This is a genomic window from Burkholderia sp. HI2714, from assembly GCF_002223085.1.
GTDB classification, from domain to species: Bacteria; Pseudomonadota; Gammaproteobacteria; order Burkholderiales; family Burkholderiaceae; genus Burkholderia; species Burkholderia lata_D.
Map to the genome: position 1 here is coordinate 336,505 of NZ_NKFM01000035.1, position 21,671 is coordinate 358,175.

General features: G+C 65.8%; 21 protein-coding genes and 1 pseudogene. 6 read left to right on the plus strand and 16 right to left on the minus strand.

All coding sequences use genetic code 11. From position 1 onward, the window contains the following. Window positions 1-14 precede the first annotated feature (14 nt). Window positions 15-1,130, plus strand: a complete 1,116-nt coding sequence (locus CFB82_RS19540; RefSeq protein ID WP_089484904.1) for a succinylglutamate desuccinylase/aspartoacylase family protein — start codon at window positions 15-17, stop codon at window positions 1,128-1,130. Window positions 1,131-1,364: 234 nt separating this feature from the next. After that, a pseudogene (locus CFB82_RS44700) lies at window positions 1,365-1,698 on the plus strand (hypothetical protein); the annotation flags it as partial. A gap of 6 nt (window positions 1,699-1,704) precedes the next feature. On the opposite strand, the gene CFB82_RS19550 reads toward CFB82_RS44700, so the two are convergent. Continuing rightward, window positions 1,705-2,493: an IclR family transcriptional regulator gene (locus CFB82_RS19550; protein WP_039367952.1), complete on the minus strand. Its 789-nt coding sequence runs from the start codon at window positions 2,491-2,493 to the stop codon at window positions 1,705-1,707. A 228-nt stretch (window positions 2,494-2,721) separates the two neighbouring features. Between CFB82_RS19550 and pcaF the strand changes: the two genes are divergently transcribed. Then, on the plus strand, window positions 2,722-3,924 hold the full coding sequence (gene pcaF, locus CFB82_RS19555) for a 3-oxoadipyl-CoA thiolase (RefSeq protein WP_089484905.1): 1,203 nt from the start codon (window positions 2,722-2,724) through the stop codon (window positions 3,922-3,924). Window positions 3,925-3,975: 51 nt separating this feature from the next. Here pcaF and CFB82_RS19560 read toward each other — a convergent pair whose 3' ends face one another. From CFB82_RS19560 to CFB82_RS19570, 3 genes are all read right to left on the minus strand, one after another. After that, entirely contained in the window at window positions 3,976-4,476 is a 501-nt protein-coding gene (locus CFB82_RS19560; RefSeq protein WP_373558830.1) for a DUF523 domain-containing protein, read from the minus strand. Window positions 4,477-4,585: 109 nt separating this feature from the next. Then, window positions 4,586-5,146 carry a GNAT family N-acetyltransferase gene (locus CFB82_RS19565; protein WP_089448514.1) on the minus strand — a complete coding sequence of 187 codons (561 nt, stop codon included), beginning with the start codon at window positions 5,144-5,146 and terminating at the stop codon, window positions 4,586-4,588. Further along, window positions 5,143-6,000 (minus strand): class I SAM-dependent methyltransferase, encoded by an 858-nt coding sequence (locus tag CFB82_RS19570; protein WP_089484907.1) that lies wholly within the window; start codon window positions 5,998-6,000, stop codon window positions 5,143-5,145. The genes CFB82_RS19565 and CFB82_RS19570 overlap by 4 nt, the downstream gene beginning before the upstream one ends. A 325-nt stretch (window positions 6,001-6,325) precedes the next feature. Here CFB82_RS19570 and CFB82_RS19575 point away from each other — a divergent pair, with 325 nt between their 5' ends. Then, window positions 6,326-7,870, plus strand: coding sequence for a methyl-accepting chemotaxis protein (locus tag CFB82_RS19575; RefSeq protein WP_089484908.1), 1,545 nt, complete (start codon window positions 6,326-6,328; stop codon window positions 7,868-7,870). Between the two features lie 118 nt (window positions 7,871-7,988). Here the strand turns inward: CFB82_RS19575 and CFB82_RS19580 are convergent, their stop codons facing one another. The 10 genes from CFB82_RS19580 to CFB82_RS19625 all read right to left on the minus strand — a co-directional run bounded on the left by CFB82_RS19580 (window position 7,989) and on the right by CFB82_RS19625 (window position 16,717). Continuing rightward, a complete protein-coding gene (locus tag CFB82_RS19580) occupies window positions 7,989-8,567 on the minus strand; it encodes a TerD family protein (protein WP_089448511.1) in 579 nt (192 codons plus the stop codon). 32 nt (window positions 8,568-8,599) lie between these two features. Continuing rightward, the gene (locus CFB82_RS19585) at window positions 8,600-9,175 is read right to left on the minus strand and encodes a TerD family protein (RefSeq protein WP_089484909.1); all 576 of its coding nucleotides are present in this window, start codon (window positions 9,173-9,175) and stop codon (window positions 8,600-8,602) included. Between the two features lie 28 nt (window positions 9,176-9,203). Further along, entirely contained in the window at window positions 9,204-10,235 is a 1,032-nt protein-coding gene (locus CFB82_RS19590) for a TerC/Alx family metal homeostasis membrane protein (RefSeq protein ID WP_089484910.1), read from the minus strand. 11 nt (window positions 10,236-10,246) lie between these two features. Further along, window positions 10,247-10,696 carry a tellurite resistance TerB family protein gene (locus CFB82_RS19595; RefSeq protein WP_089433392.1) on the minus strand — a complete coding sequence of 150 codons (450 nt, stop codon included), beginning with the start codon at window positions 10,694-10,696 and terminating at the stop codon, window positions 10,247-10,249. Window positions 10,697-10,744: 48 nt separating this feature from the next. Then, a complete protein-coding gene (locus CFB82_RS19600; RefSeq protein ID WP_089484911.1) occupies window positions 10,745-11,953 on the minus strand; it encodes a TerD family protein in 1,209 nt (402 codons plus the stop codon). Continuing rightward, window positions 11,950-12,543, minus strand: a complete 594-nt coding sequence (locus CFB82_RS19605; RefSeq protein ID WP_089484912.1) for a TerD family protein — start codon at window positions 12,541-12,543, stop codon at window positions 11,950-11,952. Before CFB82_RS19605 ends, CFB82_RS19600 begins: the two co-directional genes overlap by 4 nt. A 264-nt stretch (window positions 12,544-12,807) precedes the next feature. Continuing rightward, complete coding sequence (locus CFB82_RS19610; protein ID WP_256990389.1) at window positions 12,808-13,758, minus strand: HpcH/HpaI aldolase/citrate lyase family protein; 951 nt, start codon at window positions 13,756-13,758, stop codon at window positions 12,808-12,810. Further along, on the minus strand, window positions 13,755-14,849 hold the full coding sequence (locus tag CFB82_RS19615; RefSeq protein ID WP_089484913.1) for a cysteine protease StiP domain-containing protein: 1,095 nt from the start codon (window positions 14,847-14,849) through the stop codon (window positions 13,755-13,757). The genes CFB82_RS19610 and CFB82_RS19615 overlap by 4 nt, the downstream gene beginning before the upstream one ends. Continuing rightward, window positions 14,842-15,600, minus strand: a complete 759-nt coding sequence (locus CFB82_RS19620; RefSeq protein ID WP_089484914.1) for a trehalose phosphatase — start codon at window positions 15,598-15,600, stop codon at window positions 14,842-14,844. Before CFB82_RS19620 ends, CFB82_RS19615 begins: the two co-directional genes overlap by 8 nt. Then, complete coding sequence (locus CFB82_RS19625; RefSeq protein ID WP_089448709.1) at window positions 15,590-16,717, minus strand: phosphoribosyltransferase domain-containing protein; 1,128 nt, start codon at window positions 16,715-16,717, stop codon at window positions 15,590-15,592. Before CFB82_RS19625 ends, CFB82_RS19620 begins: the two co-directional genes overlap by 11 nt. Here CFB82_RS19625 and CFB82_RS42285 point away from each other — a divergent pair. Continuing rightward, a complete protein-coding gene (locus CFB82_RS42285) occupies window positions 16,716-17,027 on the plus strand; it encodes a hypothetical protein (RefSeq protein ID WP_143750936.1) in 312 nt (103 codons plus the stop codon). The genes CFB82_RS19625 and CFB82_RS42285 overlap by 2 nt on opposite strands. A gap of 134 nt (window positions 17,028-17,161) precedes the next feature. On the opposite strand, the gene gabD is transcribed toward CFB82_RS42285, so the two are convergent. Both gabD and CFB82_RS19635 read right to left on the minus strand, forming a co-directional pair. Then, window positions 17,162-18,631: an NADP-dependent succinate-semialdehyde dehydrogenase gene (gene gabD / locus CFB82_RS19630; RefSeq protein WP_021156413.1), complete on the minus strand. Its 1,470-nt coding sequence runs from the start codon at window positions 18,629-18,631 to the stop codon at window positions 17,162-17,164. A 92-nt stretch (window positions 18,632-18,723) separates the two neighbouring features. Beyond that, the gene (locus CFB82_RS19635; protein WP_083266220.1) at window positions 18,724-20,007 is read right to left on the minus strand and encodes a 4-aminobutyrate--2-oxoglutarate transaminase; all 1,284 of its coding nucleotides are present in this window, start codon (window positions 20,005-20,007) and stop codon (window positions 18,724-18,726) included. Between the two features lie 126 nt (window positions 20,008-20,133). On the opposite strand from CFB82_RS19635, the gene pdxR reads away from it, so the two are divergent. After that, entirely contained in the window at window positions 20,134-21,645 is a 1,512-nt protein-coding gene (gene pdxR, locus CFB82_RS19640) for a MocR-like pyridoxine biosynthesis transcription factor PdxR (RefSeq protein ID WP_089448503.1), read from the plus strand. The last annotated feature ends 26 nt before the right edge of the window (window positions 21,646-21,671 follow it).

Sequence of the window (21,671 nt, forward strand, 5' to 3'; positions counted from 1 at the left end):
GTTCGAGACCATCGATGCAGATTCGCACCACGCCGCTCCTGTCGCCGTCGATCGGCACGCAGCGCACGCTGACGAGCTTTCATTTCGGGCCGGCCGACACCGGCCGCAAGATCTACCTGCAGGCCGCGCTGCACGCGGACGAGACGCCCGCGATGCTCGCGGCGTTCGTGCTGAAGCAGCGTCTTGCACAGCTCGATGCTGACGGCCGGCTCGCGGCCGAGATCGTGCTCGTGCCGGTCGCAAATCCGATCGGTCTCAATCATCATCTGCTCGGGCAGTTCATCGGCCGTTTCGACCTGGCGAGCGGCCGCAACTTCAATCGTGGCTTCCTGCCGCTTGCGGAAATCGCCGCGCGTGCGCGTGACCGGCTAGGCGACGACGGCGAACGCAATCGCGCGATCGTGCGCGAATGCGTCGGCGCGGCGCTCGACGAGATCGCGCCGCGCACGGAGTTCGATGCGCTGCAGCTCGCGCTACTGAAGCTGTCGCTCGATGCCGAGGTCGTGATCGACCTGCATTGTTCGCTCGAAGCTGTGATGCACGTGTACACGAGCGATACCGCATGGCCGGAAGTCGAGCCGCTCGCGCGTTATCTCGGCTCGGAGGTGTCGCTGCTTGCCGAGGATTCGGGCGGGCACGCGTTCGACGATGCGCATCACCTGCTGTGGTCGCAATTGCGGCAGCACTTGCCGGCGGGCACGCCGATGGCGGCCGGCGCCGTGGCGGTGACCGTCGAGTGCCGCGGCCAGCGTGACGTGACGTACGACTACGCGGAACGCGATGCCGATGCGCTCGTCGATTATCTCGTGTGGCGCGGCGCGGTGCAGGGCGAACGCAAGCCGCTACCGCCGCTCGCCGCGCCGGCCACGCCGCTGGCCGGCAGCGAGCAGTTCCATGCGCCGGTGAGCGGGATTCTCGTGCACCGTGCGGCGATCGGCGCGACGATCCGTGCGGGCGATCCGCTGTTCGACATCGTCGATCCGCTGACCGATGCGGTCACGACGATCTCGAGCGCGACCGACGGCGTGTTCTACATGCGCCGCGCGATTCGGTTCGTCACGGCCGGCGCGCCGCTCGGCCGCGTGACGGGCACGGTGCCGGTGCGCAAGGGGATGTTGCTCGGCGCGTGACGATACTTTGTCCGACGGATTCGGAACGCAATTTCGTTCCTGTCAAATTGATCGGGCGTACGCATGCCCGTAAATTGAGCGACGCGGAGTTCGCTCCGTGTTTTGAAAGAAAGATGTTGCAGAGCGATTGGAGTTTGGCGGGCGGCCTGTGCCGCCCGTTTTTTTATTTCACTGCGACGACGGTTCGGCAGCACGCCGATGTCGGCGCCGTTGACGGAAGATGACGGCGGTGGCCTCGCCGTGAAGAATTTTCGCCGCGTGGTGCAGATTGCCGTCACCTTTCCGGACGAGCAGATTGTCGTATCGCTGATACGACAATTGAGCTGGACACATTGGGACGGTCTTGGGTTCGGTCGTCGGAACTTGCAGCAGAACCGATCATTCTTCTTAACCACGCCAATCCGCCAGACAGTGTCTGGCGAATCGTCCCCGGCACCGGTACAGTCGAGAAGGCTCGACGAACAGGCGCAGCGCTTCACGCCACCGTGGTCCGCCTATGTGCGGGCTGCTGTCGGCCCAGGACGACCAGGCGCGCGGGTTCCACGAGGCCGAAGCGTTGCGTGACGGCTCGCGCTCACCCCCGCCGCGCCACCAGCTCCGACACCGTCTGCGCGGCCTGCTGCAGCGGCCCGAGAAACTCCTTCACCATTTGCTTCGCGGTATGCCGCTGCGCGTTGCCGCTGATGTTCATCGCCGCGATGATCTGCCCACGCCGGTTGCGGATCGGCGCGGACAACGACATCAGGCCCACTTCGAGTTCCTGGTCGACCACCGCCCAGCCCTGCTGGCGCACCTGCGCGATCGCCGCCTTCAGTTCGCCGAGATCGGTGATCGTGCGCGGCGTATGCGCGCGGATGCCGCTTTGCGCGAGCGTCTCGTCGAGCTCGGCGTCGTCGAGCGCGGACAGCAGCACGCGGCCCATCGACGTGCAGTACGCGGGCAGCCGGCTGCCGATCGACAGGTTGATCGTCATGATCTTGCGGGTCGGCACGCGCAGCACGTAGACGATCTCGGTGCGATCGAGCACGGCCGCCGAGCAGCTTTCGTGGATCTGCGCGGACAGCTGCTCCATCACGGGATCGGCGAGATTCCAGAACGGCATCGACGTGAGGTACGCGAAGCCGAGTTCGAGGATCTTCGGCGTGAGCCGGAACAGCCGGCCGTCGGCCTCGACGTAGCCGAGCGTCTGCAGCGTGAGCAGGATCCGGCGCGCGCCCGCGCGCGTGAGCCCGGTGGCCGAGGCGACCTCGGTGAGCGTCTGCTCCGGACGGGCCGCGTCGAACGCGCGGATCACCGCAAGGCCGCGCGCGAACGACTGGACATAGGAGTCGCCGGGTTTCGTCTGAGTGTCTTCGGTTGTCATGAGCGCCTGGAATATCGTGCAGCCGAGAAGATAGCGCATGGGGCCTGACACGCCAACCGCGCGGCGGACCGCGCGCTTGACAGGTCGTCCCCGCACTCCCTATGATGCGTTGAACGTTCGATACACGATCTTATGTTCGTATATAGAACATTTAAGCGCATCCCGACGGGCAATGCAAGGGGCGCGCCCTGTTCATTCCCCCAGCCTGTCCTGGGACCGGAGACACTGATGACCGAAGCTTTTCTGTGTGATGCGATCCGTACGCCGATCGGGCGTTACGGCGGTGCACTGTCCGGCGTGCGCGCCGACGACCTGGGCGCGGTGCCGCTCAAGGCGCTCGTCGAGCGCAACCGCGACGTCGACTGGACGGCGATCGACGACGTGATCTACGGCTGCGCGAACCAGGCCGGCGAGGACAACCGCAACGTCGCGCGCATGTCGGCGCTGCTCGCAGGGCTGCCGCAGGGCGTGCCGGGTTCGACGATCAACCGCCTGTGCGGTTCCGGGATGGATGCGGTCGGCGTGGCCGCGCGTGCGATCAAGTCCGGCGAGGCCGCGCTGATGGTCGCGGGCGGCGTCGAGAGCATGACGCGCGCGCCGTTCGTGATGGGCAAGGCCGCGAGCGCGTTCGCGCGGCAGGCCGACATCTACGATACGACGATCGGCTGGCGCTTCATCAATCCGCTGATGAAACAGCTGTATGGCGTCGATTCGATGCCCGAGACGGCCGAAAACGTCGCGGTCGACTACAACGTCAGCCGCGCCGACCAGGATCTGTTCGCGCTGCGCAGCCAGCAAAAAGCCGCGCGTGCGCAGCAGGACGGTACGCTCGCCGACGAAATCGTTGCTGTCACGATTCCGCAGAAGAAAGGCGATCCGGTGGTGGTTTCGCGCGACGAGCATCCGCGCGAGACGTCGCTCGAAACGCTCGCGAAGCTGAAGGGCGTCGTGCGCCCGGACGGCTCGGTGACGGCCGGCAACGCATCGGGCGTCAACGACGGCGCCGCCGCGCTGCTGCTCGCGAACGAGGAAACCGCGAAGCGCTACGGCCTGACGCCGCGCGCACGCGTGCTGGGTATCGCGACGGCGGGTGTCGCGCCGCGCGTGATGGGCATCGGCCCCGCGCCGGCCACGCAGAAGCTGCTCGCCCGGCTCGGGATGACGATCGACCAGTTCGACGTGATCGAGCTGAACGAGGCATTCGCGTCGCAAGGTCTCGCGGTGCTGCGCATGCTCGGTGTTGCCGACGACGATCCGCGCGTGAACCCGAACGGCGGCGCGATCGCACTGGGCCATCCGCTCGGCGCGTCGGGCGCGCGTCTCGTGACGACCGCGATGTATCAACTGCATCGCACGAACGGCCGCTTTGCGCTGTGCACGATGTGCATCGGCGTCGGCCAGGGCATCGCGATCGCGATCGAGCGCGTCTGACCTGCGTCACACGGCGAAGCGGCAGCGCACGCGCCGCTTCGCGCATCGTCGTTAACCGGCCTGCGACAACTGCTCGAGGCGCGCATCGCGCGCGTCGATCTCGGTGTCCGCGAACACTTCGATGCCATGCTCGCGCAGCAACGCCGCCGTGACACCGGCGCCCGCGTGCCGCCGGTTCTCGAAACTCCCGTCATAAATGAACGTGCTGCCGCACGACGGACTGCCGTCGGCCAGGATCGCGAAGCGGCAATCGTGCGCGCGCGCGAGGGCCAGCGCGGTGTGCGCGCCGGACACGAACGGCGCCGTCACGTCGTTGCCGTTCACGTCGACGATGCGCGCGGCGCCCGACAGCACCCGCTGCCCCGATTCGCCGCCGGCGATTTCGGCGGGCGGGCGCGGCACGCTGAAGCCGCCGGCAAGCTCGGGGCAGACGGGCACGAGGCGCCCTTCGCGCTGCCACCGTTCGAGCGCCTCGTGTGCGGCGGTCCTGGCCGAGCCGTTGTAGCGGACCGGATGACCGACCACGCACATGCTGACGAGGATTTTCGGCATGGCTTGCGGCCGCGCTTCGTTCTGCAATTTCGCTCTCCGTGATGCCGCGATGGCCGATGGCGGCCGTGGCAAAGCGGGAAATTCTACGCTTCACCCGCGCGCCGGTGCGTCAGGCCGTCGGCGCTTCCAGATGAATGTCTTCCGGCTCGAGCGCATACAGCGCCGGGTCGGGCGATGCGCTGACCGTGAAGCCGAGCCGCAGGTAGAAGTCGATCGTGTTCTGCGACGGCGTCGCCGACACATACAGGCGCGCAGCGCCCATCGCGCGCGCCTGCTCACGGGCCGCGCGGTAGAGCTGCTCGCCGAGCCCGCAGCCGCGCCAGTCGTGGCTCACGTGCAGGAACTTCAACTGCAGCATGTCGCCGTGCGGGCCGAGCGGCTGGCTGTCGACGACGACCGCCGCGACGAGCCGCGCGCCGTCGAACATGCCGACGCACCAGCCGCCGCGATCGTGGCAGTCGAGCAGGATCGGCGTGTAGTGGTCGGCTTCGCCGTCGGGCCAGCCACGGACGTCGTAGAACTCGGGCACCAGATGCAGCACGCCGTCGCGCAGCACATACAGGTGCTCGATGATTTCGCGCCGGTCGATGGTCCATACGAGCGGCACGTCGTCGCGCGTGAGCAGGCGGGCGGACAGTGCGTCGCGTTCGGCGGCGGTGCGGCGCGTCATGCGGCCTCCCGATGCGCGGCGATCGCATACATCAGCGGCAGGCGCGGCATCCCGTCGGGCGGCACCATCCGGCGGCCGTCGAGCTCGCGCATGCGGTCGAAGCCTTTCCAGCCGTTCGAATACGGATATTCGGTCAGGCGGTCGATCGCGAGCCCGGCCGATACGAGCGCGTTCACGACTTCGCCGATGCCCCACATGAACTCGTAGCTCGGATGCGGGTTCGCGAAATCGACGACGCCCGGATGGTCGTGCTGTGCGCCGAGCCCCGTGCCGGATACGGCAACGTAATCGCCGACACCTGCCGGCTCCTCGGTCGCGTCGGTCTGGAAATAGTCGTAGTGCGGCTTCCAGTGTTCGTCGAAATACAGTGCGAACGGATGGAACTCGACCATCGCGAAACGGCCGCCGGGCGCGAGCAGCGCGGCGATCCCGCGCGCCCATGCGTTCAGGTCGGACAGCCCGTAGATGGCGCCGTACGACGTGAACACGCGATCGAAGCGTTCGCCGCGCGCCGCGGCCTCGGGCATCCAGTCGAGCACGTCGGCGCGCTCGAAGCGCGCGGGCAGCCCCGCGTCGGCCGACAGTTGCCGTGCGAAGGTGATCGCTTCGTCGGAGATGTCGACGCCCGTCGCGTTCGCGCCGTCGCGCACGAGGCTCAGCGTGTCCTGCCCCGCGTTGCACTGCAGGTGCAGGAGCCGCAGCCCGCTGACGTCGCCGAGCAGTTCGCGTTCTTCCGGAAAGAGCGTCGAGCCGCCTGCGCGAAAAAATACGGCCTGATCGCCTTTATGGCTGTTATGCGCGACTGTCGCCGTATTCCACGACAGCCGATTCAGTTCGTGCAATTCCTTTTTCATCGAATTCGAATACCGGTTGAATGGAGCAGGATAGACGGAATCGTTTCGCCGTGTGCAACGGCCGATACGCATTGTCCTGCCGCACGGGTTGACCGGGCAGCGTGGCGTGACATGTGGATGAACACGCGCGGCGAATATTGCCGGATTATTTGATCGAAATCATGGTGACCGCCGAATTGAATATTTTATGCGAAGAAAGGGTAAGGTTTTTCCCCAATATGCCGACAGTAAGATGAAAACCGTCGTAAAGCGATAAACCGTTTTTCGGCTACTGAGCGTGAAGTCAGCGCGACGCGGACGTCAGATCCGCTTTTCGGAGCCTTGCATGCGCAATAACCAGCCCGTTACCCAACAGGAATTCGATTTTCCCGACGACGTCACGCTGATGTCGACGACCGACGCGGACAGCATCATCACCTACGCCAACACGACGTTCGCACAGGTGAGCGGCTTCACGAACGAGGAACTCGTCGGCCAGCCGCACAACGCGGTGCGCCACCCGGACATGCCGCGCGAAGCGTTTGCCGACATGTGGGCGACGCTCAGGCGCGGCGAGCCGTGGACCGCGCTGGTGAAGAACCGCCGCAAGAACGGCGATCACTACTGGGTGCGTGCGAACGCGATTCCCGTGATGCGCAACGGCGAGCCGCAAGGCTACATGTCGGTGCGGACGAAGGCGCCGCACGACGAGTCCGAGGCCGCCGATGCGCTGTATCGCGCGTTCCGCGAAGGCAAGGCCGGCCAGCGCCGGTTCCACAAGGGGCTGGTGATCCGCACGGGGCTGCTGCGCATCGCGTCGCTGTCGCAGACGATGTCGGTGCGCGCGCGCGTGCACTCGGCGCTGTGCGTGCTCGCGCCGGCGGTCGTCGGTGCGGGCTGGGCATGCGGGCTGGCGGGCGGCGCGCTCGCGGCGTTTGCCGGCGTGACGGTCGGCGTGGCGGCGGCGGCCGGCCTGTGGCTCGACGCGCAGATCGTGCGTCCGCTGAAGCGGCTGCACGACCAGGCGTTGAACGTCGCGACCGGCGAAAGCCGGCGCGGCGTGCGGATGAACCGTGTCGACGAGATCGGCATGACGCTGCGCACGATCAACCAGCTCGGTTTGATGTTCCGCTGGCTCGTCGACGACGTCAGCGAGCAGGTGCACAACGTGCAGCGCGCGAGCAACGAGATCGCGCAGGGCAACAACGACCTGAGCGCGCGCACCGAGCAGGCGGCGTCGAGCGTGCAGGAGACGGCCGCATCGATGGCCGAGATGACGGCGACCGTCGACAGCAACGCGGAGACCGCGCTGCAGGCGAACCGGCTCGCGATGTCGGCGAGCGAGGCGGCCGGACGCGGCGGCCAGGCGGTGGGCGAGGTCGTCGCGACGATGAGCGACATCACGGCCAGCTCGCGCAAGATCGCCGACATCATCGGCGTGATCGACGGCATCGCGTTCCAGACCAACATCCTTGCGCTGAACGCGGCCGTGGAAGCGGCACGCGCAGGCGAGCAGGGGCGCGGCTTCGCGGTGGTCGCGGGTGAGGTGCGAGCGCTCGCGCAGCGCAGCGCGAACGCGGCGAAGGAGATCAAGACGCTGATCGGCGCGAGCGTCGAGCGCGTCGAATCGGGCGCGCGGCGCGTGGACGAGGCGGGCAAGACGATGGAGGATATCGTCGCGCAGGTGAAGCGCGTGTCGGACCTGATCGCGGAGATCAGCTCGTCGACGGTCGAGCAGAGCACGGGCGTGTCGCAGGTCGACCAGGCGGTGGTGCACCTGGACAACATCACGCAGCAGAACGCGGCGCTGGTCGAGCAGAGCACGGCGGCGTCGGAGAGCCTGAAGCAGCAGGCGACGCGGCTGGTGGATGCGGTGAACGTGTTTCGGTGAGTGTGGCTTGCCTCGTTGGCCTTCACGCATTTCGACCGACCTCACGCGTGGTGTACGCCGTTCAGTTGCGAACTGAACGGCGTGATCGGTCAAACCACGGATTTTCCTGCCTTTCGGATCAGCCGATGCTCACACCGTGAGCTTCTGCCAGCGGCTTCAGGCCACCCGCGAAACCTTGTCCGATCGCCTTGAACTTGAATTCGTCGTTGTGGCGATACAGCTCGCCGAAGATCATGGCGGTTTCGGTCGATGCGTCTTCGGACAGGTCGTAGCGGGCGATTTCCTTGCCGTCGGCCTTGTTGACGACGCGGATATAGGCGTTGCTCACTTGGCCGAATGACTGCTTGCGGGCTTCGGCATCGTGAATCGTGACGGCGAAGACCAGCTTCTTCACGTCGGCCGCCAGACCGGCCAGCTTCACGTTGACCTGCTCGTCGTCGCCGTCGCCCTGGCCGGAACGGTTATCGCCCAGGTGCTCGATGGAACCGTCCGCGGACTTCTTGTTGTTGTAGAAGATGAAGCTGGCGTCGTTCAGGACTTTGCCGTTTTCACCGGTGACGAAGACCGAGGCGTCGAGGTCGAACTCGGTGCCGTCGGTGACGCGCGGGTCCCAGCCCAGGCCGACGACGATTTCGCTCAGGCCCGGGGCCTCTTTCGACAGGGAGACGTTACCGCCTTTGGACAGACTTACAGCCATGGTGTGATTCCTTGTTCAGGTGAGGAGACCGTTCAGAAGTTCATGCCGTAGCCGTTGGCCAGGGCACGCAGGCCGCCGGCGTAGCCTTGGCCCACGGCGCGGAATTTCCACTCGCCGCTGCTGCGGTACAACTCCGCGAAGATCATCGCGGTTTCGGTGGAGGCGTCTTCCGCCAGGTCGTAGCGGACCACCTCGGCGCCGGAAATCTCGTTCACGACACGGATGAACGAATTGCTGACCTGGCCGAAGTTCTGCTTGCGCGCTTCGGCGTCGTGGATGGTGACCGTGAAGGCGATCTTGTCGATGTCGGCCGGAACGCGGCTCAGGTCGACCTTGAGGACTTCGTCATCGCCGTCGCCCGCGCCGGTACGGTTGTCGCCGGTATGTTCGACGGAGCCGTCCTGGCTGCGCAACTGGTTGTAGAAGATGAAGTCGGCTTCACCGCGGACTTTGCCGTTGGCCCCCAGCAGGAAGGCGCTGGCGTCCAGATCGAACTCGGCACCATCGGTTGCGCGCGGGTCCCAGCCCAGGCCAACCAGGATTCTGGTCAGGCTCGGGTCGGTTTTGGACAGGGAGAGGTTGCCGCCTTTTTGAAGAGTCAGTGCCATGAAAACAGCTCCTTTGGGTTGTGACGGGTTACTGATTTTCGGCTTGCGCGTCTTCCTTGTTCGGGAAGATCACGCTGGCCAGGATTCCGATTGCCAGGACCACCAGTACGATGAGCAGGCTGGTGTTCGGGGAGATGCTGATACCGTGGTGGAACAGATGGTCGGTCGCGTTCAGGCCCAGCTTCGCCGCGATGAAGAACAGCAATACGATCACGGCCTTTTCCAGATGCACCACGTAGCGCTTCAGCGCTTCCAGAACGAAATACAGCGTGCGGAGGCCAAGGATGGCGAACAGCATCGCCGAGTAGACGATCAGGGGTTCACGGCTGACTGCGATGACCGCCGGGACCGAGTCGAACGCGAACAGGACGTCGGACACTTCGATCACGACCAGGCAGAGGAACAGCGGCGTAGCGAAAAGGCCGCCTTTGGCCGCCAGGCTCATGTCCCGTTCGGCCGTCCGTACTTCCGACTCGAGCTTCTTGCGGCTCACGAAAAAGTGGTGGCCGTGCAGCCTGGGCCATACGGGGAAGAGCTTTTTCGCGAAGCGGCAAGCAAGATGCTGCGAGTAATCCTTCGCCTCGTCATCGTCGTCACCGCCCTTGAGCATCATGACGGCGGTCCACGCCACGATCAGCGCAAAGGCGATCTCGACCCAGGGCCCGAATGCCAGCAGGCCGGTACCGATGACGACGAAGACACCACGGAATACGATGGCCCCGATGATGCCCCAGTGCAGGATGCGGTGACGCAAGCCGTCCGGGACCTTGAACCAGGCGAAGATCGCCATGAAGACGAACAGGTTGTCGACGGAGAGGACCTTCTCCAGTGCATAACCGGTCAGGAACAGGCTGGCCACTTCCGCGCCGTGCTGCACGTACAGGAAGCCGGCGAATGCAAGGGAGATGGCCACCCAGAATACCGACCAGATGGACGCCCGGGCGAGGGTGACCGGCTTGTCGTCGCGGTGGGTAACCATGTCCAGCAGCAGGGCGGCCAGCGCCAGGCCGACGAATACCGCCATGGTCAACGGCGGGAAGCCAATGTGTGTCGTTTCCACGTTTCGGTTTCCTACAGTTCGAAGTCGACCGGGTTCAAGCCGAGCTCCAGGCAAATCAGGCGGCAAGCCGCTTTTTCCTTGTCGTCGAAATGGCCGTCGGATGCGCCGATGGCACAGGCCACGCGCACCAGCAAACGTGCTTCGCCGTCCTTGCCCTTGATCTTGCCGATGGCCTTCAGCGCCTCGGCCTGGCCGATCTGGAAATCGAATTCGAACTTGCCGCAGGCGTCGCTGAACACCGCGATCACGTCGCTCAGGTTGAAGACCTTCAATTCCGGGGAGTTGTTGATGAAGCCGACCATCTTCAGCTTCTCTTCGGATTTGATCTCGCCATCCGCGGCGGAGATCAGCGCGCAAGCATTGGCGGTCGCCTCCATGAACGTTCGGTTCTTGAATTTGGCGACTTCGATGGTCAAGGTTTCGCGGGCTTTGGCCGCGTTGGTTTTCAGCCAGTCGAGCATGTGTTTCCTCTCAGTGAGCGGGGCCGGACGGCCCCGCCGGGTCATGGGTTACTTGGAGCCTGCTTTCCAGCGCATCCCCCAGCCGTAGGCACGATCCATTTCCTCGTGTCCGGGGTGGAAGTCGACTCGACGAGAGACCTTGACGGCCCCGTTCACGTTTTCAAGCAGGGCAATCGCGCACATGCCGTGGCGGCCTCCCTCCTCATTCATGCGAACTTCGATTTCGGACTGGCCGGGCACGAAAATGGTGACGACACCGTCCGTTGCCTTCCAGTTCGGCGCGCCGTCGTAGATGAACGCGAAAATCAGGATGCGTTCGATCTTGTTCCACTGTTGCCCATTGATGCGAAGCCACTCGCCATCGGCAACCGAGCCGGTACGGTCATCTCCCATCAGCTGGATGTAGGGTTCCGCCCGCAGATCGCCGAAACGCTTGCCGAGCGCCTGCACGGCCCCTTTGAGTCCGTCCTGCATTTCAAACAGGCAACCCAGGTCCAGATCGATGGCACCGTGTTTTCCCAGGAAGCCGCCGAGCAGCCCACTCGTCCCCTGGTTCCAGTTCAGGTTCACCTTGATTTCACCGAAGCCGGCCGCGGTCTTCTCCAGACTGATGCTGGGGCGTGATTTGTCGAGCGTGACCTTGCTGAGTCGGATCGTGGACGCCGGTGCGCCAGGCGGGACCGGCGCGAGCGCCGGCGCCGGTACGGGCGCCGGGGGCGGCGCGGGAGGGCTCTGCGTCGGGCTACCGGACGGCGCGGCAACGTCGACTCCGAAGTGCTTGGCCAGCGGCTCCAGGCCGCCCGCAAAGCCTTGTGCGACACAGCGGAACTTCCATGCGTCCTGACGGCGGTAAAACTCCCCGAGGATCAGCGCAGTCTCATTCATCCCGGCAGTCGGGATCTGCGCCTCGATCCCTCCCGTCACGGCCAGTGCCAGCATCGAAACGCGATCGAAGGTCGCCTTGTTCTCGTGGATGGTCGCGGTGAGCGCGACTTTCTCGACGGCAGGGTCGATCCGAGCGAGATCCACGGTGAACGTTGCCCGGCCGGCCGTCGTGGTGGTCAACTGAACCGCGCCACCCAGGACGCTGGTTTGGCCGTAGAAGCACATGTCGCCATCGCCTCGGACCTTCGCGGCAGCAGTGAGCGCGAATGCAGAAATATCGATCTCCGCGCCGGGAATCGGCGCGTAGTTGATGTCCACACGCAATTGGCCGGTGGCCACCGGCGCATTGCCGCCAGGTACCAGTGTCGTCATGCTCGCACCGCCTGAATCGCCAGATTGACGAGATCGTCCGCGGTGCGGCCGTGGGTGGACTGGCCGATCGCCTTGAATTCCCAGCCGCCGCCGCCACGGCTGAGGCTGGCCATTACGACACCGGTGTGGCGACCTTTCTCCGCCAGGTTGAAGCGCGCCAGCTCCTTGTTTTGGGCGTCGTCGAGGATGCGGCAGTAGGCGTTTTCGACCTGGTCGAACGTCTGACCGCGGAAGCTGTTCACGGTGAACACCAGGTGCTGGATGGTGCCCGGCAGGCGCTGCAGGTCGACATGGATGGTTTCATCGTCGCCGTCACCTTCACCCGTCAGGTTGTCGCCGGAGTGCTCGATGGCGCCGTCCCTGGATTCCAGTTGTCGGAACCAGACCAGGTCGACGGATTTCATGTCGCCGTCCAGCAGGATGCAGGAAGCATCGAGGTCGATGTCGTTGCTGCCGCCGCCCAGCATCTTGGAGAAGAAGCCGCCGGACTTTACCGGGTCCCAACCCAGGCCCAGACTAATCGAGGTCAAGCCACGGCCCGCGGTTTTTTCCAGCGAGATGCTCTGATTCTTGCTCAGGGTGAGTGCCATCTTTACGCTCCTTGTTGATCTTCAGTGTTCGGTGTTCAGTGTTCGTGTGAGGGATCGGACGGAGTCACATTCCAGAGTCCCCGGCTTTGCTAAACCGCGAGCGGGATTGCCGCCACACGGGGAAAGCGTCGCCATGAATCGTGTTGCGCGGCAGCCGCTCACTCGCGGTCCGGATGCGGGTCGCTGCTGCTACTCGGCCGACATCGAGCCGGCGGACGGTAGACCGTGCGCCTTTGAGGGCAGCCTCACGCATTTCCACGCTCATCAGCCGGCCTCCGCCAGTCGGACGCCGTGCTCGCCATTACTCGGGGCGGTGGGCTTCACGCCGTGCCACTTGGCGCGTTCGAGGATGTTGACCGCCCACTTGTAGTGGGTTGCCGGCTCGCACATCGCGTCGTTGTGCTTGAAAACGGCAGGGGCCGCCTCGTTGACGATCAGCGTGGCGCAGTTGAAGTCCTCGAGGCTCACGCGCAGCGCCTCCTGGATGATGCGGATCTGGCTCGGGTGAATGGCCGTCTTCCCTACCAGGCCATGAGCGATGTCCAGTTCCAGCTCCTCGTTCAGGAGATGGGGCGTGGCGAGTTGCTCGAAGACGGGCGCGGTCAGGGCAAAGCCCTGGGCCCCCATGATTCCGGCAAGCATGGGAATCACGTAGCTGAGGGGCGTGCTGTAGAGCGTGGTGGCCGGATTGCGCCGCAGACCAAGACAACCCATCAGGTCGTTGCCGCCGATTCGCAGCGCGATGATGCGTCGGTTCAGGTTGGCCTTCAGGGCCGAGCCAAGCTCTACCATTGCGCCCGGGTCGTAAACGTCGGCCGTCTCCAGTGTCGGCATGAGGTACAGGTCAGGATGACTGACCGCGTTTTCCCACGATGAAAGGGATCGCAGCGTCAACTTGGGTACGACGAACCCGTCGACGTGCTTCATCAGCGGCCAGTCGTTCAGTACCGCCGCCATCGCGGCGTCACGTGGCCGAACGAACAGCAAGGGACCGGATTCGGCGCGCCCACCCCGGGCATCGATATTCACGAGGAGCGCCCGCAGGTTCGCCAGCGCGCCGTCGACGTCGATTGCCGCCACCGCGTCTTCCAGGCAGACCACCAGCGAGCGCAGCTCCGGGAGCCTGGTGCCGGAAACCACATCCAGAATGTCGCTGCGGGTGGCCGGCATGTACAGCGTCGCGCCGAGGGCGAACGGAGAGATGGTCTTAATCAATTCGCGCTCCGAATGATTGTGACCGCGCAGTACGGACCCAGATCGGCGCCCGCTTCCTCGACGGTCACGCCCGCGCGTTCGGTGAGGTGCAGCAGCAACTGAACGTCGCTGTCATTGCGGTCACGTACCAGCACACGATCCGGCACACGGCGCAGGACCGCTCGGGTTGCCTCGGCGATACCCGGTTTCACGCGGTTCAGGTTGCCGATGTCGAAGCGGGTTGCCAACGCGGACACCACGCCGTCCGCGGACGCCTGGAGCGTCAGTCGCTGATCGTTGGTCCATGGAGCGGCAGGTCGGGCGTCTGCAAGGGCCCGACGTTCGGCGTCGATCCTGTCGATGAACTCGCGCGTGACATCGTGTTCGCGCAGGTGTTCGTAGACCACGCAACCATGCAGCCCGCCTTGAGTCGGCCAGATGGAGCGGGACACCAGCCCGGAAACGGTTGCGCCGAGAATGCCGGACGGAATGGTCCAGTCTTGCGCGGAGGCCGCCAGCCACGCGCGGCCGCAAGGATCGGCCAGAACCACGAGGCGCGGACCTTCGGGGAAGCGCGTGTCGTCCGCGAGGGTCCGTGCGAGCTCGCCTGAAATGGCGCCCTTGCCGGTCCAGCCATCGACGAAGACGATGTTTTCGGCGCCATGCAGCCGGATGATGGCTTCCAGCGCAACCGTGTCGATCCCGCGATCGCGAATGATGCTGATCCCGTAGTGGCGGGCGTCGCGCCCCATCTCCACGAGTGCCCGGCGCAGCAGCACGCCAAGCGGCAGGCCGGCGCGAACAAACGAGACCAGGGCGACGTCCGGCCCGGTGTAGGCGGCGCTCAGCGCCATCGCCAGGGACTGCACATCCGAAGCCATGCGGGCGCCGTTCTGCAGCAGCGCGCGGGCATAAAGGAGCTTGTGCACGTCGGAGGGCGCCTGCTCGAGGCCGATCATTTCCGAGTAGTGTTTTTGATTCGTCTGAATCAGGCGCTCCTTCTCCTCGATGTCGGTGACGCTCATCCGCACGTGTCGCAGAAGGAAGTGCACGTCTTCGGCGGCGTAGCTGCCGCTGCCGACGGTGTTCAGGCTCGCGAGGCGATTACCCATGGATCGTCCCCGTCACCCAATTCGCAAGCTGGCTGCGCGCCGGTGTCGCCCACATGTGGCAGAGGTCCATGTACCCCAGATCGGTGATGCTGTCGCCGAAGCCCAGGACCGGTCGCTCGCCGTGGCTCTCACGGTCGCGGCGCAACCACTCGTGAACGGCCGCGCGCTTGGCCAGCCCCGTTGGCAGGAAGGCGAGGTTGTTGCCGTTGGCGTGAACGTGCATGCCGTCCACCATGCGCCGGGACCGAACGCCGGCCAGCACCTCGGCGAGCACCGCGTCGTCGGACGCGTTGTGCTTGACCACGACGTATTGGCGCAAGCCTTCTTCTTCCACCACCCAGCCGCGGAGTGAGTAGCCGAGTTCCCTGCCGATCGCCAGCGTGGCCTCGCACAGTGCCGGCAGTCGGTCCTGAACGCTCTGGAGGGCCTCGGCCATTCGCCCGTGCCAGCTTCGATCGCGTAACCCGTCGGGGCGGAGCATGACGCCGCCATGCGAGCAGATTGCGCCTTCGGTGAAGGGAAGCATGACGCGGCCGTATGCCTCCACGCTGCGCGCGGTGACCGGAACGACGTCGGCGGTGGCGAGCAGCCACGTGATGAACGCGTGCTGGACTGGGTCCATGAAGCCGTTTGGCTGACCGTGCACGTCCAGCGTGGCTGCCGTGCGCGGGACACCTTCAGCCATCTTGCGGGCGGTCTGGAACAGGGTGTCGTCGAGGTCGACGAATGCCAGGGGACGGTTACCGCTCATCGACAATCACCTCTGCGTTCAGTGCGTCGACGAGTTCCACAGGGAGTGCCTGGGCGGGGGTTTCCGTGCAGATCAGGACCCGGTCGAACTGACCGGGCTTCACGTTGTAGAGGAAGTTCGGAATACCGAGGCCGTAGTTGTCGGGGAACGACAGCGCGTGCTCGATGGCGTGGCCCAGGGCGATGGGGGACCGCGAGGTCGAGCTGAAGTGGACATCCGCGCCAGATCGCTCCAGGCGTTCCGCCAGCAGAAAAGGACGCCAGACGAACTCGCCGGTACCGACGACAATGACTTTCTCGCCGGGCTGGACCTGAACGTCCGGCGCGAGCGTGTCGTCCACATCCCGAACGCCCAGACGTCCCCAGTCATTGCAGGGCGAGAGAGGCCATTCGCCCATGGAAACGGTGCCGACGTTCGGCATGTCCGGGAGGGGCGCCGACTGATCCTCGTGGAACTGGTAGGCGCCGGTCAGCAGCGATACCGCGGTGACCGGTTCCCCGATGGCGTGACGAGCGGCACCGGCAGTCCAGTCCGTCAGGACGCAGGTCACCACTCGCTGGACGTTGCTCAGACCTGCTTCGACCAGCGCGCGGTGCAGGTTCAGGAAGGTCTTGCCGGTGGAGGCTTCGTCATCGACCAGGATCAGCGATCGAGCCTTCAGCATCAGGTCACGAATCTCGGGATCGACCGGCAAGTGGATCAGATGAGCGCTCGCATGGCTGTGTTCTTCCTCGAATCGAGCAAAGACGCGGGTACCCAGCGGATGACGGGTACTGGTGAGGTACACGCTGTCAGGGCGGCCCGCACGATAGGCGCGGTGCACGCCGGCACCGAGGCCCACTGCGGTTTCGGCCATGCCGATCACCAGTACCGGTCCGGGCAGGTCCGCCGGAATTCCGGCCGCGAGGCGCTCGAAGCTCGCCGCCATGATCGACGGGCGCACCGGGATGTGGCGGCCCAGGACCTTGGATACGAAGAGGAATGCTCGCTTGGGATTCCGGCGCTCCGCGAAACCGAACAGGTTCGCGGGGGGCAGGGCGGCGGCGTCGACTCTGATCTCGAGCAGCCCCCGCTTGAGTTGGGCGCGCAGGCACGTTGATCCTACGTGGCTTTCCATGAACAGCATCCTCGTTGAGCGTGGCTCGAAGAACCACGACGACCGCCTGCGCCTGGTGCGCAGTCGGTCGAACCACGTTCGCGCCGGGCGCCGGCAACCTCGGTCCGGCATCCCGGAATCTTTCAAAATGAAATTGAATCGTATCAAATTTGAAAGGTTGGTGGGTGCAGGCTTGTACCGATGTCGGGATGGCTTTCGTTTTTCGGCTTTGTGCGAGAGGAGGGGCGTGGCGGGCCTGGTGTGGCGCGATGACGGTGGTCAGCCGTTCGACCAAAGCCGATGCGGTGATCGCGGTCCCGTGAAACGGTGAGGGGGAAGGGAAAGGGGGAGGAGAGGAGGGGGAGATGACGCGGGCACGGCGGAGAGGGGTACCGGCCCGCGTCGGACCGCCCGGTTCCGGCCGGGCGGTCAGGGCCTGTCACCGAAGCGGCAGGCCCCGAACCGTCAGACGGCGAGGCAGAGGTACTTGATCACGACGTAGTCGTCGATGCCGTAGTGCGAGCCTTCGCGGCCGAGGCCCGACTGCTTCACGCCACCGAACGGCGCGACTTCGTTCGAGATCAGGCCCGTGTTCACGCCGACCATCCCGTATTCGAGCGCTTCCGCCACCTTCCACACGCGGCCGATGTCGCGGCTGTAGAAGTACGCGGCCAGGCCGAACTCGGTATCGTTCGCGAGGCGGATCACTTCATCGTCGCTGCCGAACTTGAACAGCGGCGCGAGCGGCCCGAACGTCTCTTCCTTCGCGACCTTCATCGCCGGCGTGACACCCGTCAGCACGGTCGGCTCGAAGAAGCCGTGGCCGAGTGCGTGGCGCTTGCCGCCCGTCACGACGGTCGCACCCTTCGCGAGCGCGTCCTCGATGTGCGCCTCGACCTTCAACACGGCGGCTTCGTTGATCAGCGGGCCTTGCGTAACGCCCGGCTCCGTGCCGCGGCCCACCTTCAGCTGGCCGACGGCTGCCGCGAGCTTCTGCGCGAACTGGTCGTACACGGCTTCATGCACGTAGAAGCGGTTCGTGCACACGCAGGTCTGGCCGCTGTTGCGGTACTTCGACGCGATCGCGCCCTGCACGGCCGCATCGAGATCGGCGTCGTCGAACACGATGAACGGTGCGTTGCCGCCGAGCTCCAGCGACACCTTCTTGACCGTCGCCGCGCATTGCGACATCAGCAGGCGGCCGACCGGCGTCGAGCCCGTGAACGACAGCTTGCGCACGATCGGGTTCGACGTCAGCTCGCCGCCGATCGCCTTCGGGTCGCCCGTGACGACGCTGAACACGCCGGCCGGCACGCCCGCGCGCTCGGCCAGCACGGCCATCGCGAGCGCGGAGAACGGCGTCGCCTCGGCCGGCTTCACGACGATCGGGCAGCCCGCCGCGAGTGCCGGGCCGACCTTGCGCGTGATCATCGCCGCCGGGAAGTTCCACGGCGTGATCGCCGCGCACACGCCGATCGCTTCCTTCGTCACGACGATGCGCTTGTCGCTCGCCGGCGTCGGGATCGTGTCGCCGTACACGCGCTTGCCTTCTTCCGCGAACCACTCGAGGAACGATGCCGCGTAGCCGATCTCGCCCTTCGCTTCGGCCAGCGACTTGCCCTGCTCGGTGGTCAGGATCAGCGCGAGATCGTCGGCGTTTTCCATCATCAGGTCGTGCCACTTGCGCAGGACGACCGCACGTTCCTTCGCGGTCTTCTTGCGCCACGCCGGCCATGCGGCGTTCGCGGCTTCGATCGCGTGACGCGTTTCGGCCGTGCCCATCGCCGGCACCGTGCCGAGCAGGCCGCCCGTCGCCGGGTTGCGGACTTCGAACGTCTCGCCGTTCGTCGCGCCTTGCCATTCGCCGTTGACGTACGCCTGCTGACGGAACAGCGACGGGTCTTTCAGTGCCAGGGTTTCCTGCACAGTGCTCATATGAATCACCTGCTTCGAAAAGGACGGATGAAACGGCCGCCGCCGTCATGAAGACGGCGGCGGCGCATTCAGTGGATGAAGTCGGCGGACACTCAGGCCGGCACGCCGACCGTTTCCTTCAGCACTTCCTCGAGGATCACGAGCGCTTCGTCGAACACGGCTTGCGGGATCGTCAGCGGGAACAGGAAGCGCACGACGTTCGAGTACACGCCGCACACGAGCAGCAGCAGGCCGCGCTCGAGCGCACGCGTCTGCACGCGCTTCGTGAATTCCGCATCCGGCTCGCCCGAACCCGGCTTCAGGAACTCGACCGCGATCATCGCGCCCGGGCCGCGCACGTCGGCGATCTGCGGCACGTCGGCCTGCAGCGCGTTCAGCTTCGCCTTCAGCACGTCGCCGAGTTGCGTCGCGCGCTCGCACAGCTTCTCTTCGTCGATGATCTCGAGCACCGCGTGCGCCGACGCGACGGCCAGCGGGTTGCCCGCGTACGTGCCGCCGAGGCCGCCCGGAGCCGCCGCGTCCATCACGTCCGCACGGCCGACGACGCCCGACAGCGGCATGCCGCCCGCGAGGCTCTTCGCCATCGTGATCAGGTCGGCCAGCACGTCGTAGTGCTGCATCGCGAACAGCTTGCCGGTACGCGCGAAGCCCGTCTGCACTTCGTCGGCGATCAGCAGGATGCCGTGTTCGTTACAGATCTTGCGCAGCGCGCGCACGAACTCGGCCGGCGCCGGGTTGAAGCCGCCTTCGCCCTGGACCGGTTCGAAGATGATCGCGGCGACGCGCTTCGGATCGATGTCGGCCTTGAACAGCATCTCGATCGCCTTGATCGAGTCGGCGGTCGTCACGCCGTGCACGGCGTTCGGGTACGGGGCGTGGAACACGTCGCCCGGGAACGGGCCGAAGTTCAGCTTGTACGGGGCGACCTTGCCGGTCAGCGCCATGCCCATCATCGTGCGGCCGTGGAAGCCGCCCGAGAAGGCGATGACGCCCGGACGGCCGGTCGCTGCACGCGCGATCTTGATCGCGTTCTCGACGGCTTCGGCGCCGGTCGTGAAGAACGCGGTCTTCTTCGGGAAATCGCCCGGCGCGCGGTCGTTGATCTTCTCAGCCAGCTCGACGTACGACGCGTACGGGACGATCTGGTAAGCGGTGTGCGTGAAGTTGTTCAGCTGATCCGCGATCGCCTTGACGATCTTCGGGTGGCGGTGGCCGGTGTTCAGCACCGCGATGCCGGCGGCGAAATCGATGAAGCGGCGGCCTTCGACATCCCACAGTTCCGCGTTCTCGGCGCGGGCTGCGTAGAAATCGCACATCACGCCAACGCCGCGCGGGGTGGCGGCGTTCTTGCGGGCCTGCAGGTCGGCATTCTTCACGGTCATCTCCTTGATGTTCTTTCCGGTGAGGTGAAAATCGGGCGCTTCGACAGCCCATGGAGGCGACTATAATCACATTTGGCTCTGGCAATCAGAGCCATTTCAATAAATATTCAGGAGCCAATCATGCGCGCGAGCGTGTTGTCGGACTGGCTGGCGCAGCGCCTCGTGCGCGGCGGCGAACAGCCGATCTACCGGCAGCTTCACCGGCTGCTGCAACAGGCGATCCTGTCGCGCGAACTGCCGGCCGGCACGCGCGTGCCGTCGTCGCGGCTCCTGGCCGCCGAACTCGGGATCGCCCGCAACACGGTCACGCAGGTTTACGAACAGCTTGCGCTCGAAGGCTACGTGAACTCGGCGACCGGCCGCGGCACGTTCGTCGCCGACAGCGCGCCGGACGAGATCGTTGGCGCGCCGCCCGACGCGGCCGCCGCGCGCCCGGCGCTCGTGCAGGCCTCCGCGCGGCGGCTGTCCGCGCGCGGCACGCGGCTCGTCGAAGGCGCCGGCGTGTCGAAGCGGCAGGGCGGCGCGTTCATGCCGGGCGTGCCCGATGTGTCGCGATTTCCGGCGCGCGTGTGGACGCGGCTGCACAACAAGTACTGGCGGCGCCTGCGTCCCGACCTGCTGACCTACGCGCCGGGCGGCGGGCTCGCGCTGCTGCGCGAGGCGCTGGCCGACTACCTGCGCACGTCGCGCTCGGTGCGCTGCACGCCCGAGCAGATCGTGATCACGACCGGGATCCACCAGTCGATCGACCTCGCGGTGCGGCTCTTGACCGACCCGGGCGACGCGATCTGGACCGAGGATCCGTGCTACTGGGGCGTGCGTAGCGTGCTGAACGTGTCGGGGCTGACGACGCGGCCGATTCCGGTCGACGACGAAGGCATCGCGCCATCGGCCGCCGATCTCGCCGAACCGCCGAAGCTGATGCTCGTCACGCCGTCGCACCAGTATCCGCTCGGGATGGTGATGAGCCTCGCGCGGCGGCGGATGCTGCTCGAATACGCGCGCCAGCACGGCTGCTGGATCATCGAGGACGACTACGACAGCGAATTCCGCTACGGCAGCCGGCCGCTCGCGTCGCTGCAGGGGCTCGATACGGCCGGGCAGGTGATCTATGTCGGCAGCTTCGGCAAGACGCTGTTCCCGGGGCTGCGGGTCGGCTACCTGGTTGCACCGGAGCCGCTCGCGGAAAGTTTCGCGACCGCCAGCGCCGAGCTGTATCGCGAAGGGCAGTTGCTGCAGCAGGCGGTGCTGGCCGAATTCATCGCGGAAGGGCACTTCGTGTCGCATATCCGCAAGATGCGTACGTTGTATGGGCAGCGCCGCGAGGTGCTGCTCGACGCGGTCGCGCAGCGCTACGGCAACACGCTGCACGCGCTCGGCAGCGATGCGGGGCTGCATCTGGTCACGCAGTTGCCGGCAGGCGTCGACGATCGCGCGGTCGCGCAGGCCGCGCTCGAACGCAATATCGTCGTGCGGCCGTTGTCCGGGTATTACGCGGACCGCGAACGTGCGGCGTCGGGGTTGCTGCTCGGGTATGCGTGCGTGCCGGAGGACGAGATCGCGACCGCGTTCGCGACGCTCGCCGAGGCGATCGACGAGCGGGCGTTTGGCCGGGTGGTCGAGGTGGCTTGAGCGGCGCATTCGGTGGCGGTATCGCG